Raw genomic sequence first — 13,354 nt, 5'->3', positions numbered from 1 at the left:
CGAAGAGGACAACACGGTCCACCGGTTGAAACCCAACATTGAGTTGATACATCTGCTGGTAGTCTTTTTGTAGCCATTTGTAGCAATAACCTTCAAACCCTCTTCGTTTACCGCTAGTCTGCGGACATCTGCAACGCCGCCAACAGCCATTCAAACAAGAGCCGGCCATGACTGATCTGTCCCCGATTGCGGGTCCTGCACGTGTTAGCGTCGCAACAGTGGACGGGCGTTTTTTTCGCCCGCCGTTGCCTGACGGCCACGTACTGCGGCCTCGTTTGTGCGAGCGCCTGAGTGCCGGGCTCAGTGGCCGGCTATTGCTGGTGAGTGCTCCGGCAGGGTTCGGCAAGAGTTCGCTGGCAGTGGAGTTCTGTCAGGGCCTGCCGGATCACTGGCAAAGCCTGTGGCTGGGATTGAGCCCACGGGACAATGATCCGGGGCGATTCCTTGAACGGCTGCTCGAAGGCTTGCAGGACTATTTCCCGCAATTGGGCAGCCAGGCCCTCGGCCTGTTGAAAATGCGGCAGCGTCATCAACCGTTTGCCTTCGAAGAGTGGCTGGACGGGCTGCTCGATGAACTGGCCGTGCATCTTTCTGTAAGCACTCCGTTGCTGCTGGTACTCGACGATTACCATTTGGCCCAAGGTCCGGTGCTGGATCGTTGCCTGCAATTCTTCCTCAATCACCTGCCCGACGGCCTGCTGGTCATGGTCACCAGCCGGCAGCGTCCCGACTGGCACCTGGCCCGCCTTCGGTTGTCGCGGCAACTGCTCGAACTGCATGAACAAGATCTTCGCCTGACCCACGACGAAGCCCTGAGCCTGCTTGACCGGCACAGCAGCTCGTTGCGTGGCGAGGCGCTGGAAAACCTGATCCAGCGTAGCGAAGGCTGGGTCGCCGGTTTGCGCTTCTGGCTGCTGGCAGCGTCGGAGGCGGGCACTGATGGTGTGCTGGCGCAATCGCTGAACGGCGGGGAAGGGTTGATTCGCGACTATCTGCTGGAAGAAGTCATCGACTGCCTGCCCGCCGAGGTGCAGGCCTTCCTCTACGATACAGCGTCTCAGGAACGTTTTTGCAGCGAGTTGTGCGACGCCGTGCGCGAGGCTCATGACAGTGCGGAGATCCTGCGCTTCCTGCTGGCGCACCAGGTATTTCTGGTGCCGCTGGATGAGCAGGGTCACTGGTATCGCTATCACCATCTCTTTTCCGATTTGCTGCGCACCCGGCCGACCACAAAGGCGATCGTGCCGGCGGCCAGTCTGCACCTGCGCGCCTGTCGCTGGTTCAACGGCCAGGGCTTGCTCGACGAGGCGGTAGAACAAGCATTGCGTGCCGGGCATCTGGACGTTGCCGCCAACCTGGTACAGAACCTCTCTGAAGAACAACTGCTGGCTGAGCAGAACATCGGGATGTTGCTGCGCTGGAAAATGGACCTGCCCGACAGCCTGCTGATCAGCACACCTCGACTGATTGTGTTGTACAGCTGGGCGCTGGGGCTGGCCTGTCAGCTGGACGCCGCCGAAGAGCTGGCCAATCACTTGAGTCGCTTCCTGCCGGCGCCATCGGCCACCGCGCAAAAATCCATGCTCGCCCAATGGCTGGCCCTGAGCGGCATCATCGCTCGCGGGCGCGGCCATCGGGAACTGACGCTGCGGTACTGCACCGAGGCGCTGGAAAGCCTGCCGGCCAAGCGTTACGGCCAGCGTCTGATGTGCCTGTCGACCTTGTCCAACCTGGCGATTGCCGATGGCGACTTGTGGCGTGCGCGGGGCTTGAACAGAGACTCCCTGGAACTGGCCCAGCGCGTCGGTAATCCTTTGTTCGAGGCGCTGGCTCACTACGACCGCGCTCGGGTGTTGCAAGCCCGAGGGGAAATTCTACGTTCATTGGATGAGGTCCGTCAGGGGCTGCAACGTTTGCAGGGTTTGTCGCCGCAACGTCTCTATGCGGTACGGGCGCGGCTGATCCTGTACGAAGGATTCTTGCTGTCGATGCGCTTGCAGCCTCAGGCGGCAAGATTGCGGTTGCAAGCCGGATTGTCCGAAGCACGGGCCTGTCGCGATATCAGCGTGCTGATCGGCCACTGTGTGATTGCGAGGATTGAGGGCAGCACTGGCGAGTTTGCCAGAGCCTTCGCCGAACTGGCCGAAGCCGAGCGGCTGATGCACATCTGGGATGTTCCGCCGATCTACTACCTGGCGATGATTACCCTGGTCAAATGCGAACTCTGGCTGGCCCAGGGGCGCATCGATCTGGCCGAAGCCTGGCTGGCGCGGCTGGGCCAGACCTACAACGGCGAACGTCCGGCCGCGCCACCGGAATTTCATCCGCAACTGCCGCTGCACATCGAGCTACAGCAGGCGTTGTTGGAGGTGATTCAAGGGCAACCGATGCGGGCGGAGGGGCGTTTGAATACGTTGCTGGAGCATGGCCAGCAAACGGGCCGGCAGATGTTGAGCGTGATGGCGCTGGCGCAGAAAGTGACGTTGTTGCTGGCCGGTGGCCGTGAGCCCGAAGCGCGTAAAGCATTGGCACAGGCGCTGGAGGTTGCGGCCGGTGGTGTGCTGCAACCCTTCGATACACTGCTGGCGGCACACCCGGACTGGTTGCGGGCGCAACTCCAGCAGGGCGTATCGACGCCCGTAGCGCAAAGTCTTTTAGAGCAACTTCCAGCCATTACCCCGCGCCCGATACTGGAGTCGCCTGTCGGAGCTGAACACCTCAGTACGCGAGAACTGGCAGTGCTGCGCTTGATCGCCCAAGGCTGTTCGAATCAGGAAATCAGCGATCAGCTGTTCATTTCGTTGCACACGGTCAAGACCCATGCCAGCCATATCAACAGCAAGCTTGGCGTTGAACGACGGACACAGGCAGTGGCGCGAGCGAAAGAGTTGGGGGTATTGGGCTGACGTCTTTTCATTGTGCACATGAGCGTAAATGGCAAGGGATGGATTTGTGCCAGAATTGTCCATCCCTGTTTTTCGAGCACGCCCAATGTCCCCGCAATCCGCTCTCATCCGCGAAACTTTTCCCGTCGGCCCGCTCCAGTGCAACTGCACCATCATCGGCGATCCCATCACCAAAAAAGCGATCGTCGTCGATCCGGGCGGTAATCACGAGCTGATCCTCGCGCGCCTCGACGCCTTGGGGCTGAAGGTGGTCAGCATTATCCACACCCACGCGCATCTGGATCACTTCCTGGCTTCCGGTCAATTGAAGGAGAAAACCGGCGCGACCTTGCACCTGCACAAAGAAGATCAGTTCCTCTGGGACAACCTGGAGATGCAATGCCAGATGTTCGGTGTGCCGTACACACCTGTTCCGGCCCCGGATCGCTGGCTGGCGGACGATGAGGAACTGGCCTGCGGCTGTGGCGTGGCCATTCACACGCCGGGTCATACGCCAGGTTCCATGAGCTTTTGGTTTGCAGAGGCTAAGCTGCTGATTGCCGGTGATACGTTGTTTCGTCGCGGTGTAGGGCGCACGGATCTGTGGGGTGGCGATCAGGCCACGATTGTGCGGTCGATCAAGCAGCGCTTGTATACCCTCGACGAGGACGCAACCGTGGTCACCGGGCATGGCCCGGATACTTGTCTGGGCGATGAAATGCGCGATAACCCTTTTGTCAGAGCATGATGGTCAGCGATTGAATTATTGTTGTTTTTGATGATCCAACGCCCGCAAAGGTCCATTGCCAACGTCCGTTGCACCACAGAATGCGAAAGTAGGAGCTCTTCATGTTCACCACGCCTCGTTTGATTATTGTTGCTACCGCTGTGGCCATGCTGGCCGGGTGCGCTTCACCCAATCCTTATGACAATCAGGGTCAGGCTGATTCCGGCGTGAGCAAGACCGCCAAGTACGGCGGCCTTGGCGCATTGGCTGGTGCACTGGCCGGTGCGGCCATCGACCACAACAACCGTGGCAAGGGCGCGTTGATTGGCGCTGCGGTAGTGGGCGCCTCCGCTGCCGGTTACGGTTATTACGCCGATCAGCAAGAGAAAAAACTGCGCGCCAGCATGGCCAATACGGGCGTCGAGGTGCAGCGTCAGGGCGATCAGATCAAGTTGATCATGCCGGGCAACATCACCTTCGCCACCGATTCGGCGAACATCGCTCCAAGTTTCTATCAGCCACTGAACAACCTGGCAGGCTCGCTTCGTGAGTTCAGCCAAAACCAGATCGAGATCGTCGGCTACACCGACAGCACCGGCAGCCGCGCGCATAACATGGACCTGTCCCAACGTCGCGCCCAGAGCGTTGCGACCTATCTGACGTCGCAGGGTGTCAGCGGTGCGAATCTTTCCGCGGTCGGTGCCGGGCCGGATAACCCGATTGCCAGCAACGGCGACGTCAATGGCCGGGCGCAGAACCGCCGGGTTGAGGTCAATCTGAAGGCGATTCCGGGTCAGCAATATCAACAACCGGGTCAGCCGGTTCAACAGCAGTACCAGCAGCAAGGCCAGCCGGTGCAGCAGTATCAGCAACAAGGTCAGCAATACCAGCAGTACCCGTAACAGCCTGACTGAACCCCAGGTATAGGAAAACCGCACGATTCTCAGCAGATCGGGCGGTTTTTTTTGTGTTGTCTGTGCGGGCCCCTTCGCGAGCAGGCCTAATAGGCGAAGAAAATCCCGGACATGAAAAAGCCCCCGGACGATCACTCATCCGAGGGCTTTTGGTATCGCGCGAAACCTGATTACTTCTTCAAACCATACTGCTCATCAAGCATGCCCGGGGCGTTTGGGGCTTTTGGCGCGTAATCGCGTGGTGGCTCCTGATTGCGTGGTGGTGTCAGGCGTTCGCGTGGGGCAACGGCTGCGTCGGCATGCAGGGCGGCCAGCAGGCGTTGGCGAGTCTGCTCATCCAGGGCCAGGCGATTGGCACCCTCGGCGAGATGATCCTGCACTTCCTGATAGCTGGCAGTCAGTTTCTTGACCAGCGTTGCAGTGCTGTTGAAGTGGGTCACCACTTCATTCTGATAACTGTCGAAACGTTCCTGAATGTCGTCCAGCTGACGTTGCGTGCGGTTAGGCGCGGCATTCGGCACCAGGCGAGCGATCAGGAAACCAACGGCGACACCCACAACCAGGGCAAGAGTCGGCAACAACCAAACTAAGAGCGAGTGTTCCACGAGTCCTTCCTCTATAAACGGCTTTGCTTTACGTTAACGGCTCGAACCTGCGCTGTATACCGCGATTCACTCGCAATAGATTGGCACAGACAATTTGCTAGACGAGTCGACCCGATTTGAGGTCACGGAGTTCCTTCCTTGCTTATGCGCGAAACCCCTGTAGTGATTGATGGCCCGGTCGGCCAACTGGAAGCTTTGTACCTGGACAACGAGCAGCCCCGCGGTCTGGCGCTGATTTGCCACCCCAACCCGGTGCAGGGCGGGACCATGCTCAACAAAGTCGTATCGACCTTGCAGCGTACTGCTCGCGACGCCGGGTTGATTACCTTGCGTTTCAACTACCGCGGTGTCGGCGCCAGCGAAGGCACCCACGACATGGGCACTGGCGAAGTCGATGATGCTCAGGCAGCCGCCCAATGGTTGCGGGCAAGGCACCCCGAATTGCCGCTGACGCTGTTTGGTTTCTCCTTCGGCGGTTTTGTTGCAGCAAGTCTCGGCGGCCGCCTGGAAGCCAAGGGCGAACAGCTCAAGCACTTGTTCATGGTCGCGCCTGCAGTCATGCGCCTGGGTGATCATGATCAACTGCCGCAACACGGTCAGCTGACCCTGATCCAGCCGGAAACCGACGAAGTCATCGATCCGCAGCTGGTCTACCAATGGTCCGACAAGCTCGAACGTCCCCATGAGCTGCTGAAAGTGGCAGAATGCGGACACTTTTTTCATGGCAAGCTGACCGATCTCAAGGATCTGATCCTGCCGCGTCTTTCGAATTGATTGCAGTCTGACAAGCGATTACCCATGACGACTCGTACCCGTATTCTCACCGGCATCACCACCACCGGCACGCCGCACCTGGGCAACTACGCTGGCGCCATCCGGCCGGCGATCATTGCCAGCCGTGACAGCAATGCCGATTCGTTCTACTTCCTGGCCGACTACCACGCCCTGATCAAATGCGATGACCCGCTGCGCATCCAGCGCTCGCGTCTGGAAATTGCCGCGACCTGGCTGGCCGGTGGCCTGGATGTGGACCGTGTGACCTTCTATCGCCAGTCCGACATCCCGGAAATCCCCGAGCTGACCTGGCTGCTGACCTGCGTCGCCGCCAAGGGCCTGCTCAACCGCGCCCACGCCTACAAGGCTTCGGTGGACAAGAACGTCGAGACCGGCGAAGACCCGGATGCCGGCATCACCATGGGCTTGTACAGCTACCCGGTGCTGATGGCGGCGGACATCCTGATGTTCAACGCGCACAAGGTGCCGGTCGGTCGTGACCAGATCCAGCATGTGGAAATGGCTCGTGACATCGGTCAGCGTTTCAACCATCTGTTTGGCCAGGGCAAAGAGTTCTTCACCATGCCCGAGGCATTGATCGAAGAAAGCGTTGCGACGCTGCCGGGTCTCGACGGTCGCAAGATGTCGAAAAGCTACGACAACACCATCCCGTTGTTCAGCAGCGCCAAAGAAATGAAGGACGCGATTTCGCGGATCGTCACCGACTCTCGTGCACCGGGCGAAGCCAAGGATCCGGACAATTCGCACCTGTTCACCCTGTTCCAGGCCTTCGCCACCCCGGCGCAGTCCGACGAGTTCCGCAGCGAACTGTTGCAGGGCCTGGGCTGGGGTGAAGCGAAAAACCGCCTGTTCCAGTTGCTCGACAGCGAGTTGGGCGAGTCCCGTGATCGCTATCACCAGTTGATCGAACGCCCGGCAGACCTCGAAGACATCTTGCAGACCGGTGCGAAAAAGGCCCGTTCCGTGGCAACACCGTTCCTTAACGAGCTGCGTGAAGCGGTCGGCCTGCGCTCTTTCGTCAATCAGGTACAAGTCGCCGCGACCACCAAGAAAAAAGCCGCCAAAGCCGCGCGCTTTGTCAGCTTCCGTGAAGACGACGGCAGTTTCCGTTTCCGCCTGCTGTCGGCCGACGGTGAACAACTGCTGCTCTCGCGCCACTTCGTCGACGGTAAAGCGGCAGGCCAGGTGACCAAGCAATTGCAAGCCGGCCAGCCGCTGGACGTGCGCAGCGAAGACCTGAGCTTCAGCGTGTGGCTGCAAGGCGAGTGCGTCGCCGATAGCCCTGCTTTCGCTGACAGCGCTGCTCGTGACGTCGCCATCGACGCGCTGCGTGTAGCCCTGACACCGGTTCAGGAATAAATAACGGCTCGGCCCGACCAAGGGCTGATTGCCATTCTCACGGGCCGTCGCTACAGTGGCCGCCCGTTTTTGTTGCCTTGCTAACGAATTATGACGCCCCTAGAACGATATCAAGCTGATCTGAAACGCCCGGAGTTCTTCCATGACGCCGCCCAGGAAACTGCGGTGCGTCATTTGCAGCGCCTGTACGACGATCTGGTCGCGGCTTCGCAGAACAAGCCGGGCCTGCTCGGCAAACTGTTTGGCAAGAAAGCGCAGGCGCCGGTCAAGGGCCTGTACTTCTGGGGCGGCGTGGGTCGCGGCAAGACTTATCTGGTCGATACCTTCTTCGAAGCGCTGCCGTTCAAGGAAAAGACCCGGACGCACTTCCACCGCTTCATGAAGCGCGTGCACGAAGAAATGAAGACCCTCAACGGCGAGAAAAACCCGTTGACCGTCATCGCCAAGCGTTTTTCCGATGAGTCACGGGTGATCTGCTTCGATGAGTTCTTCGTCTCCGACATCACCGACGCGATGATCCTCGGCACACTGATGGAAGAGCTGTTCAAGAACGGCGTGACCCTGGTGGCAACCTCCAACATCGTGCCGGACGGCCTGTACAAGGACGGTCTGCAACGTGCGCGCTTCCTGCCGGCGATTGCGCTGATCAAGCAGAACACTGACATCGTCAACGTCGACAGCGGCGTCGATTACCGCCTGCGTCACCTCGAACAAGCGGAACTGTTCCACTTTCCGCTCGACGAAGCGTCCCAGGAAAGCCTGCGCAAAAGCTTCCGCGCCCTGACGCCTGAGTGCACGCAAGCGGTCGAAAACGACGTGCTGATGATCGAGAACCGCGAAATCCGTGCCGTACGCACCTGCGATGACGTGGCCTGGTTCGACTTCCGCGAATTGTGCGACGGCCCGCGCAGCCAGAACGACTACATCGAACTGGGCAAGATCTTCCACGCCGTGTTGCTCAGCGGTGTCGAGCAGATGAGCGTCACCACCGACGACATCGCCCGACGCTTTATCAACATGGTCGACGAGTTCTACGACCGCAACGTGAAGCTGATCATCTCTGCTGAAGTCGAACTCAAAGACTTGTATACCGGTGGCCGCCTGAATTTCGAGTTCCAGCGCACGCTCAGCCGTCTGCTGGAGATGCAATCGCACGAATTCCTGTCCCGGGCGCACAAGCCTTAGGGCGATTCGGAGGATAAAAAAGGGCCTGCAGATGCAGGCCTTTTTTGTGCACTGAAAATCTTACTGAATCACCACAAGCCCGCTCCCACATTTTGATGTGTGTTGGGCTTTAAAGCCTATGCAGCCTGCTGAAACTGCTGCCGATACTGATTGGGTGACAGTTCAGTGTGCTGGCGGAACAGCCGTGCGAAGAAGCTCGCATCGTCATACCCCACTTCATAGCTGATGGTCTTGATGCTCTTGCGGCTGCCGGACAGCAGGCCCTTGGCGGTTTCGATGCGCAGGCGTTGCAGGTAATGCAGCGGCTTGTCGCCGGTTGCCGTCTGGAAGCGACGCATGAAGTTGCGGATGCTCATGCCGTGTTCGCGAGCGACGTCTTCGAAACGGAATTTGTCGGCGAAGTGTTCTTCGAGCCAGTGCTGGATTTGCAGGATGATCACGTCCTGATGCAGCTTCTGCCCGCCAAAACCGATCCGCCCCGGCGCATAGCTGCGCTGCACTTCATAGAGAATGTCGCGGGCCACGGCCTGGGCCACGTTGGCGCCGCAGAAACGCTCGATCAGGTAGATATAAAGGTCGCACGCCGACGTGGTGCCGCCGGCGCAATACAGGTTGTCGGCGTCGGTCAGGTGCTTGTCCTGATTGAGCTGCACCTGTGGGAAGCGTTCGGCAAAGGCGTTGAAGAAGCGCCAGTAGGTGGTCGCTTCCTTGCCGTTGAGCAGCCCGGCCTCGGCCAGCCAGAACACCCCGGTGGCTTCGCCGCACAGTACCGCGCCGCGAGCGTGTTGCTCGCGCAGCCACGGCAGCACCTGTGGATAACGTTTGCATAGTGTGTCGAAATCGTCCCAGAAGGCCGGGAGGATAATGATATCGGCATTTTCCAGCCCGCCGTCCACCGGCATGATCACATCGCTGAAGCTGTTCACCGATTTGCCATCGGGACTGACCAGGCGTGTTTCGAACGCGGGTGTCAGGCCGTGGCCCAGCTGTTTGCCGTAACGCAGGCTGGCCAGATGGAAGAAATCCTTGGCTTGCATGAGGGTGGAAGCGAAAACCCGGTCAATGGCCAGGATGCTGACGCGCCGTAAGGGCGTGGAGACTTGGTTAGACATAATTCAACTTTATTCTTATAGGGGAAAGTGGTCACCAGACGGCTGGATCGTCTTATTTTTTGTCGCATGTGTCCAGTGTCCTGTACCGGACGTGAGGCTTAGTCTCTAAGGTTCGATCCGGCTAACAATAATGACAGGTGCCGCATGATTCCCAGAACCTTGTTCAGTTCCGACCACGAATTGTTTCGCGACAGCGTGCGAACGTTCCTCGAAAAAGAGGCCGTGCCGTTCCATGGGCAATGGGAGAAACAAGGCTACATCGACCGCAAACTCTGGAACAAGGCAGGGGAGGCGGGGATGCTCTGCTCGCACTTGCCGGAAGAATATGGCGGGCTGGGAGCGGACTTTCTCTACAGCGCGGTGGTGATCGAAGAGGTGGGTCGGCTCGGCCTGACGGGCATCGGCTTTTCGCTGCATTCGGATATTGTCGCGCCATACATCCTGCATTACGGCAGTGAAGCGTTGAAACACAAATACCTGCCGAAATTGGTATCCGGGGAGATGGTCACGGCGATTGCCATGACCGAGCCGGGTGCCGGTTCTGATCTGCAAGGGGTGAAAACCACCGCCGTGCTGGATGGCGACGAGTACGTGATCAATGGCTCGAAAACGTTCATCACCAACGGCTTTCTGGCTGATCTGGTGATTGTGGTGGCCAAGACTGATCCGAAGGCCGGCGCCAAGGGCACCAGCCTGTTTCTGGTGGAGGCCAATACGCCGGGGTTCGCCAAGGGCAAGCGCCTGGAGAAGGTCGGGATGAAAGCTCAGGACACGTCCGAGTTGTTCTTTCAGGATGTGCGGGTGCCGAAAGAAAACCTGTTGGGGCAGGCCGGAGCGGGCTTCGCTTATCTGATGCAGGAACTGCCGCAGGAGCGACTGACGGTTGCTATCGGTGGTCTCGCGTCAGCCGAGGCGGCGTTGCAGTGGACGCTCGATTACACCCGCGAGCGCAAGGCGTTCGGCAAGGCGATTGCCGACTTCCAGAATACCCGTTTCAAGCTGGCGGAAATGGCCACTGAAATTCAGATCGGCCGGGTTTTCGTTGATCGCTGCCTGGAGTTGCATCTGCAAGGCAAGCTGGATGTGCCGACGGCGGCGATGGCCAAGTATTGGGGGACGGACCTGCAATGCAAGGTGCTCGACGAGTGCGTGCAGTTGCATGGCGGTTACGGCTTCATGTGGGAATATCCGGTCGCGCGGGCGTGGGCGGATGCGCGGGTGCAGCGGATCTATGCGGGGACCAATGAAATCATGAAGGAGATTATTGCGCGCTCGCTGTAAATGGCGGTGACCGGGCGGGCGCCTTCGCGAGCAAGCCCGCTCCCACAGGCCAAGTGAGTCCTCTGTGGGAGCGAGCCTGCTCGCGAATGGATCTAAAGGTCGATCAAGGCGCAGGGTTCGGATGATCCTTGTGAATCGCCTCAATTCCTTCCAGCACTTCGTCGGAAAGTTTCAGGTCGAAACTGGCGATATTGCTGTCCAGTTGCTCAAGAGTCGTCGCGCCGATGATGTTGCTGGTCACGAACGGTTGCTGCGTTACAAACGCCAACGCCATCTGCGCTGGGTCCAGACCGTGTTCACGAGCCAGCGCCACGTAGCGGCTGCAGGCGGCTTCCGACTGTGCATTGAAATAGCGGCTGAAGCGGCTGTAGAGGCTCAGGCGACCCTTCGGCGGGCGCGCGCCACCTTCGTACTTGCCGGAAAGAAAACCGAACGCCAGTGGCGAATAGGCCAGCAAACCGCACTGTTCGCGAATGGCAATTTCCGCCAGGCCGACTTCGAAGCTGCGGTTGAGCAGGTTGTACGGGTTCTGGATCGACACCGCGCGCGGCCAGCCACGGGCTTCGGCGATGGCCAGGAAACGCATGGTGCCCCATGGCGTTTCGTTGGACAGGCCGATGTGTCGGATCTTCCCGGCCTTGACCTGTTCGTCCAGTGCTTCGAGGGTATCTTCCAGTGGCGTCAGGTTGACTTCGCTCTTGTGCTTGTAGCCCAGTTGGCCGAAGAAATTGGTGCTGCGTTCCGGCCAGTGCAGCTGGTAAAGATCGATGTAGTCGGTCTGCAAGCGCTTGAGGCTGGCGTCCACGGCCTGCACGATGTGCTCACGGTTATGCTTCAGATTCTTGTCGCGGATGTAGTCGATGGTGTTGCCGGGGCCGGCGATCTTGCTCGCCAGGATCCAGTCGGCGCGGTCGCCGCGACTTTTGAAATAATTGCCGATGTAGCGCTCGGTGGTGGCATAGGTTTCGGCTTTTGGCGGCACCGGATACATCTCGGCGGTGTCGATGAAATTGATCCCGGCACTCTTGGCCCGTTCAATCTGGGCGAAGGCTTCAGCTTCGCTGTTTTGCTCACCCCAGGTCATGGTTCCGAGGCAGATTGCGCTCACGTTCAGATCGGTACGGCCTAGCTGGCGATAGTCCATCGGGTGCTCCTTGGGCAAAACAATCATAAAAGCAGGTTGAAATATTTTTCGCAATCTGCATAATTGCGCACCTCTTTCTGCAGTGGAAGTGATGCGCCGCCGCCGAAGAATCTTGCCGTTGAACGGACGCGCCGACCCGAGCCCCCGAAAGCGTCTGTATCCGGCTGCCTTTGACTTGTCAAAGTACGCACTATTCAGTAAGATCCGCCGTCTAATTTACAGGGCGGCCCCTGAGGCTATAAAGAATGAAAACTTTTACTGCTAAACCGGAAACAGTACAGCGCGACTGGTTTGTCGTCGACGCTGCAGGTCAGACCCTGGGTCGTCTGGCCACCGAAATCGCGAGCCGTCTGCGTGGCAAGCATAAAGCTGAGTACACTCCTCACGTTGACACCGGCGACTACATCGTCGTTATCAATGCCGAGCAGATTCGTGTAACTGGTGCTAAAACCACCGACAAGATCTACTACTCCCACTCCGGTTTCCCGGGCGGCATCAAGTCGATCAACTTCGAAAAGCTGATCGCTAAAGCCCCTGAGCGCGTGATCGAGACTGCGGTCAAAGGCATGCTGCCTAAGAACCCGCTGGGTCGCGACATGTATCGTAAGCTGAAAGTCTATGCGGGCGCTGTACACCCTCATACTGCTCAGCAGCCCCAAGAACTGAAGTTTTAACGGAATAGTTCATTATGTCGGCGACTCAAAATTACGGCACTGGCCGTCGCAAGACCGCAACCGCACGCGTTTTCCTGCGTCCGGGCACTGGTAACATCTCGATCAACAACCGCACTCTGGAAAACTTCTTCGGCCGCGAAACTGCCCGCATGGTAGTTCGTCAGCCGCTGGAACTGACCGAGACAGTTGAAAAGTTCGACATCTACGTCACCGTTATCGGTGGCGGTGTAAGTGGTCAAGCTGGCGCAATCCGCCACGGTATCACTCGCGCTCTGATGCAGTACGACGAAACCCTGCGTGGCGCTCTGCGCAAAGCTGGCTTCGTGACTCGCGATGCTCGTGAAGTTGAACGTAAGAAAGTCGGTCTGCGTAAAGCGCGTAAGCGTCCGCAGTACTCGAAGCGTTAATTCGCTTTCGCGTTCAAAAAGAACGCCCAGCCTCCTCGCGGAGCTGGGCGTTTTTTTATGGGCGCGATTTGCTGAAGAATTGCTCTGTGACAACTTGCCACATCCGTAGAGCCCCTATACTGCAAGGCTTGGCAGTGGAGCCCTTGGGTAATTACCTTGTCAGGATTGGGGCTTTTCATTACCATTCGGCAAAATTTTTATAAGTACAAAGTTTTATTTAGTAGATGCCTGATTTAACAGGCCACAAAGCTGATGGGAGAGGACTG

General features: G+C 58.6%; 12 protein-coding genes. 9 read left to right on the top strand and 3 right to left on the bottom strand.

Annotated features, from left to right (window positions below):
* Positions 1 to 167: 167 nt before the first annotated feature.
* The 3 genes from POF45_RS10790 to POF45_RS10780 all read left to right on the top strand — a co-directional run bounded on the left by POF45_RS10790 (position 168) and on the right by POF45_RS10780 (position 4,514).
* Positions 168 to 2,906 carry a winged helix-turn-helix domain-containing protein gene (locus POF45_RS10790; protein WP_282315657.1) on the top strand — a complete coding sequence of 913 codons (2,739 nt, stop codon included), beginning with the start codon at positions 168 to 170 and terminating at the stop codon, positions 2,904 to 2,906.
* A gap of 85 nt (positions 2,907 to 2,991) precedes the next feature.
* Positions 2,992 to 3,633: an MBL fold metallo-hydrolase gene (locus POF45_RS10785; protein ID WP_282315656.1), complete on the top strand. Its 642-nt coding sequence runs from the start codon at positions 2,992 to 2,994 to the stop codon at positions 3,631 to 3,633.
* 101 nt (positions 3,634 to 3,734) lie between these two features.
* Positions 3,735 to 4,514, top strand: a complete 780-nt coding sequence (locus tag POF45_RS10780; protein ID WP_259496543.1) for a YiaD family glycine zipper/OmpA-like lipoprotein — start codon at positions 3,735 to 3,737, stop codon at positions 4,512 to 4,514.
* A gap of 182 nt (positions 4,515 to 4,696) precedes the next feature.
* Here the strand turns inward: POF45_RS10780 and POF45_RS10775 are convergent, their stop codons facing one another.
* Complete coding sequence (locus tag POF45_RS10775) at positions 4,697 to 5,131, bottom strand: Z-ring associated ZapG family protein (RefSeq protein WP_259496542.1); 435 nt, start codon at positions 5,129 to 5,131, stop codon at positions 4,697 to 4,699.
* Between the two features lie 144 nt (positions 5,132 to 5,275).
* On the opposite strand from POF45_RS10775, the gene POF45_RS10770 reads away from it, so the two are divergent.
* From POF45_RS10770 to zapE, 3 genes are all read left to right on the top strand, one after another.
* On the top strand, positions 5,276 to 5,905 hold the full coding sequence (locus tag POF45_RS10770) for an alpha/beta hydrolase (RefSeq protein ID WP_282316030.1): 630 nt from the start codon (positions 5,276 to 5,278) through the stop codon (positions 5,903 to 5,905).
* Between the two features lie 24 nt (positions 5,906 to 5,929).
* Positions 5,930 to 7,285: a tryptophan--tRNA ligase gene (locus tag POF45_RS10765; RefSeq protein WP_282315655.1), complete on the top strand. Its 1,356-nt coding sequence runs from the start codon at positions 5,930 to 5,932 to the stop codon at positions 7,283 to 7,285.
* A 90-nt stretch (positions 7,286 to 7,375) separates the two neighbouring features.
* The gene (gene zapE, locus POF45_RS10760; RefSeq protein ID WP_259496540.1) at positions 7,376 to 8,470 is read left to right on the top strand and encodes a cell division protein ZapE; all 1,095 of its coding nucleotides are present in this window, start codon (positions 7,376 to 7,378) and stop codon (positions 8,468 to 8,470) included.
* Between the two features lie 116 nt (positions 8,471 to 8,586).
* Here zapE and POF45_RS10755 read toward each other — a convergent pair whose 3' ends face one another.
* Positions 8,587 to 9,483, bottom strand: a complete 897-nt coding sequence (locus tag POF45_RS10755; RefSeq protein WP_259503262.1) for a GlxA family transcriptional regulator — start codon at positions 9,481 to 9,483, stop codon at positions 8,587 to 8,589.
* Between the two features lie 243 nt (positions 9,484 to 9,726).
* Here POF45_RS10755 and POF45_RS10750 point away from each other — a divergent pair, with 243 nt between their 5' ends.
* On the top strand, positions 9,727 to 10,863 hold the full coding sequence (locus tag POF45_RS10750) for an acyl-CoA dehydrogenase family protein (protein WP_259496535.1): 1,137 nt from the start codon (positions 9,727 to 9,729) through the stop codon (positions 10,861 to 10,863).
* A gap of 103 nt (positions 10,864 to 10,966) precedes the next feature.
* On the opposite strand, the gene POF45_RS10745 is transcribed toward POF45_RS10750, so the two are convergent.
* A complete protein-coding gene (locus POF45_RS10745; protein ID WP_259496534.1) occupies positions 10,967 to 12,007 on the bottom strand; it encodes an NADP(H)-dependent aldo-keto reductase in 1,041 nt (346 codons plus the stop codon).
* Positions 12,008 to 12,252: 245 nt separating this feature from the next.
* On the opposite strand from POF45_RS10745, the gene rplM reads away from it, so the two are divergent.
* Both rplM and rpsI read left to right on the top strand, forming a co-directional pair.
* Positions 12,253 to 12,681: a 50S ribosomal protein L13 gene (gene rplM, locus POF45_RS10740; protein WP_007905295.1), complete on the top strand. Its 429-nt coding sequence runs from the start codon at positions 12,253 to 12,255 to the stop codon at positions 12,679 to 12,681.
* Positions 12,682 to 12,695: 14 nt separating this feature from the next.
* A complete protein-coding gene (gene rpsI / locus POF45_RS10735; RefSeq protein WP_003216038.1) occupies positions 12,696 to 13,088 on the top strand; it encodes a 30S ribosomal protein S9 in 393 nt (130 codons plus the stop codon).
* Positions 13,089 to 13,354: the final 266 nt, after the last annotated feature.

Source organism: Pseudomonas fungipugnans, from assembly GCF_029955235.1.
Lineage (GTDB): Bacteria > Pseudomonadota > Gammaproteobacteria > Pseudomonadales > Pseudomonadaceae > Aquipseudomonas > Aquipseudomonas fungipugnans.
The sequence above is the reverse complement of the archived record's forward strand: the minus strand, read 5'-3'. Positions and strand labels throughout refer to the sequence as shown.

What these genes read in the sequence shown, in the direction of transcription:
- POF45_RS10790 (WP_282315657.1), top strand. Translation starts at nt 168, where the DNA reads ATGACTGATCTGTCCCCGATTGCGGGTCCTGCACGTGTTAGCGTCGCA.
- POF45_RS10785 (WP_282315656.1), top strand. Translation starts at nt 2,992, where the DNA reads ATGTCCCCGCAATCCGCTCTCATCCGCGAAACTTTTCCCGTCGGCCCG.
- POF45_RS10780 (WP_259496543.1), top strand. Translation starts at nt 3,735, where the DNA reads ATGTTCACCACGCCTCGTTTGATTATTGTTGCTACCGCTGTGGCCATG.
- POF45_RS10770 (WP_282316030.1), top strand. Translation starts at nt 5,276, where the DNA reads ATGCGCGAAACCCCTGTAGTGATTGATGGCCCGGTCGGCCAACTGGAA.
- POF45_RS10765 (WP_282315655.1), top strand. Translation starts at nt 5,930, where the DNA reads ATGACGACTCGTACCCGTATTCTCACCGGCATCACCACCACCGGCACG.
- zapE (WP_259496540.1), top strand. Translation starts at nt 7,376, where the DNA reads ATGACGCCCCTAGAACGATATCAAGCTGATCTGAAACGCCCGGAGTTC.
- POF45_RS10750 (WP_259496535.1), top strand. Translation starts at nt 9,727, where the DNA reads ATGATTCCCAGAACCTTGTTCAGTTCCGACCACGAATTGTTTCGCGAC.
- POF45_RS10745 (WP_259496534.1), bottom strand. Translation starts at nt 12,007, where the DNA reads ATGGACTATCGCCAGCTAGGCCGTACCGATCTGAACGTGAGCGCAATC.
- rplM (WP_007905295.1), top strand. Translation starts at nt 12,253, where the DNA reads ATGAAAACTTTTACTGCTAAACCGGAAACAGTACAGCGCGACTGGTTT.
- rpsI (WP_003216038.1), top strand. Translation starts at nt 12,696, where the DNA reads ATGTCGGCGACTCAAAATTACGGCACTGGCCGTCGCAAGACCGCAACC.